Annotated in this window: 5 protein-coding genes; all 5 read right to left on the bottom strand. The window is 50.4% G+C overall.

The genetic code is table 11. The features are described from left to right. A partial coding sequence (locus EHN13_RS21520) for a primase-helicase zinc-binding domain-containing protein (protein ID WP_211339289.1) occupies positions 1 to 904 on the bottom strand: 904 nt, incomplete at its 3' end. After that, a complete protein-coding gene (locus EHN13_RS21515; RefSeq protein WP_001063903.1) occupies positions 901 to 1,311 on the bottom strand; it encodes a hypothetical protein in 411 nt (136 codons plus the stop codon). The genes EHN13_RS21520 and EHN13_RS21515, both read right to left, overlap by 4 nt. Continuing rightward, a complete protein-coding gene (locus EHN13_RS21510; RefSeq protein ID WP_044811043.1) occupies positions 1,304 to 1,540 on the bottom strand; it encodes a hypothetical protein in 237 nt (78 codons plus the stop codon). Before EHN13_RS21510 ends, EHN13_RS21515 begins: the two co-directional genes overlap by 8 nt. Then, the gene (locus EHN13_RS21505) at positions 1,537 to 2,127 is read right to left on the bottom strand and encodes a host cell division inhibitor Icd-like protein (protein ID WP_124022063.1); all 591 of its coding nucleotides are present in this window, start codon (positions 2,125 to 2,127) and stop codon (positions 1,537 to 1,539) included. The genes EHN13_RS21510 and EHN13_RS21505 overlap by 4 nt, the downstream gene beginning before the upstream one ends. 87 nt (positions 2,128 to 2,214) lie before the next feature. Beyond that, the coding region (locus EHN13_RS21500) for a P2 family phage major capsid protein (protein WP_148085788.1) at positions 2,215 to 2,707 on the bottom strand (493 nt) is incomplete at its 5' end.

The following is a 2,707-nucleotide window of genomic DNA, read 5'->3' as shown; positions in this document are numbered from 1 at the left end:
GCCGATAATCATCCCAGTCAGACTTATGGCGTACCGGAGGGAGCGTTACCCAGCCATCCACTGCTTTGGCGGCTTTCTCTGCCTGAATACGCCCGGTGTTTTCTTTCCCGTCAGCCAGATCATTATCGCCAGCCAGAATGATCCGGGTTTCCGGCCAGCGTTTTCGGATCTGCTCCGTCACCTTCAGTAAATTGGTGGCAGCAACAGCCGCCACGATCCATCCTTCAGTCAGCAGACTGACGGTAAGCGCCGTGGCAAAACCCTCAGTGATAATCACCTGTTCAGGTGTTTCAGCGGGTATATCGGTCAGGGCAATGAATGCACCAGACAGCTGGCTACCTGGCAGCAGACTTTTATCCCCGTCAGGATTGATAAGCTGACCACCGGTAATATTCCCGGAGATATCCGTCAACGGCAGCAGTAATGAACCGGAGGAAAATGTTATTCCGGCCAGATTCAAAGGTTGTGACAGCAAGGGAAGTGAATACCCGTGTAAGCCCTTGTTTGTCAGATAGACCGGCTCACCATTGCAGGACTGCTGTCTGAGTCTGGTATATCGCTCCGCACCCGCTTCTTTTCCTGTGGCCTTTTTCCTGGCGGGCAAAGCGGGCTTCTCCTGTATTTCTGGTAATGCAAGCGCCTCAGATACCATCCCGGCGGCTTCTTTTATCTTTCTTCCTGTCACCAGACGAACCAGATCAAGACCATCGCCATGACCGCACTGATTACAAAACCACGTCCCACGCCCCGCTTTATCGTCCAGTCGAAAGCGATCTTTGCCACCACAGGCAGGGCAAGCCCCATGATGTCCTGCGGACGGTACTTTGATACCTAATGCTGACAGGATATAAGGCCAGCGCCCAATCGCAGCCCCGGAAATAGTGGATACAGACAGTGTTTTCACAGCAGCACCTCCTGACCTTCCGGCTTCACAAATTCAAAACCTTCGGGTAGTTCGCCATCAGGTGCACCGAAAATAATATCCCGGTAAACCTCACGCATCTCTGTGACACCAAAAACTGACAGGCGAATATTTTCTGACATAAAGCCCGGTTTAAGCATTTTTTCCAGTTTCTCTGCGGCCAGTATGCAACCAGCATCAGCCCCAAACTCATTCACCCAGGGCATTTCAATATGGTAAATAATATTGCTCACCACTTTTTCGTGGGTGAGTTCTATTCGTTCGCCATCTTCAATATAAACAGGTTCATTATGAACACGCTCCATTAAGGAAATGAATGCATCAGCAATGTAGTACCGTAAGACCGCTGTTCGTAAAGCATGCGCCTTTAAATTTTGATTATTATTCATCGCGCATCACTCCCTTAATTGTGCTGGTTTCCTTAACAGCGCCATCCAGTTGTTCGGCAATACAGGCCACTAAAGCCGCAGCGCCTTCCGCTGAAACAGTTCTCGCTCCATTCACTGTGGGAACGGACAGAATCTCTGCAAGAAACTCACTGGCCAGTGCCGCCCGTAACAGACGACTCTCACCCAGTTCGCTCAATATGCAGCCTTGCTTAAAATTCATGGATTTCATGCAACCACCTCCCCGGCGTTTTTCACAGGGATACGGGCAGCAAAGCTCAGGATAAATTCAGTGGCAAGTTTAAGGCGTGCAGCATGTTCACAGTCTGCGATTACACGCACAGGACGTGGACGGGCATCACGGTCTGTACGGCGGACAGCCAGAAAGACAAAGGTAAATTCAGGGTGAGATAAAGCAGGGACTGTAGCCATAATGGCAACCTCCTTCAGATAGCGGGTAACGCTACCACCGGAGTTCCTACGCTCATGGGTGGTAGCCCAGACGGGGGTAGGAATACCGGCTCTGAAGGATACCGGCCAGCCCGAAAGCTGCCCCGCCTGGACTACCATAATACTGATGATGTGGCGTAAAAAATAAAAAAATACAATCAGCCACCACACCATAAATTTTAGGTGAGTCAAAGCTGCGACACAAAAAAACACGCCTGGCGCGTGTAGTATCGCCTTCAGATAACACGGGTTCCTACGCCCGGCTGCCGATTTTGCGGCAACCTTTAAACTATATCCCGCACATTCCTGGTGAGGCAAGAAATTTATAACCGAAAACTGATCATTGCCTGGATTAATTAACGCTGGCATGCTTAAGCCTCTGCTTAAAAATAGTTCTTCATTTTTCCTGATGCTGTAAACGAGACCCGCCTCTGAGCGGGTCTTTCTGTCGCTAAGTCAATCCGCAAACGTCAGGGCGCTCTCATCGACAGCCGCGTACAGTTCTGGTTCACCGAGTGCATAGCCTTCATTGCGCAGGTAGGAATGTACGTATTCACTGTTTTCATCATCAAACTCAGCACGAAACCAGCGTGTTATCGCCTGAGTGTAAATATGCAGATTATCCAGCGTTGTTACTGCCAGACGCTTACCCGGCATAAACGGGGGAATAAACGCAAAGCGGCCAGCAACAGAACTTGTAGCCATCTGTGCAGCATTCACATCAGCCGGGCGGTCTGCGGCATTAAATAACTTCAGGCGTTGATGTGCTGCCAGCTCTGCCCCAACCAGTACAACCAGACGGGGATCTTCACGAAACGGCTCAGCAATAAGCTCAGTAATCAGATGGTTGGCCAGAGCATCAATATTTTTCCAGGTGCCAGTCTCTCCCAGCGTGACAGGCTCAGAGATGATTTGCTTCCCGTTCCCATAGGCTTTCGCCAGTGCATGC

It is taken from the genome of Citrobacter youngae (genome assembly GCF_003818115.1).
GTDB classification, from domain to species: Bacteria; Pseudomonadota; Gammaproteobacteria; order Enterobacterales; family Enterobacteriaceae; genus Citrobacter; species Citrobacter youngae.
This window is presented reverse-complemented; position numbering and strand designations above follow the sequence as displayed.

What these genes read in the sequence shown, in the direction of transcription:
- EHN13_RS21515 (WP_001063903.1), bottom strand. Translation starts at nt 1,311, where the DNA reads ATGAATAATAATCAAAATTTAAAGGCGCATGCTTTACGAACAGCGGTC.
- EHN13_RS21505 (WP_124022063.1), bottom strand. Translation starts at nt 2,127, where the DNA reads ATGCCAGCGTTAATTAATCCAGGCAATGATCAGTTTTCGGTTATAAAT.
- EHN13_RS21510 (WP_044811043.1), bottom strand. Translation starts at nt 1,540, where the DNA reads ATGAAATCCATGAATTTTAAGCAAGGCTGCATATTGAGCGAACTGGGT.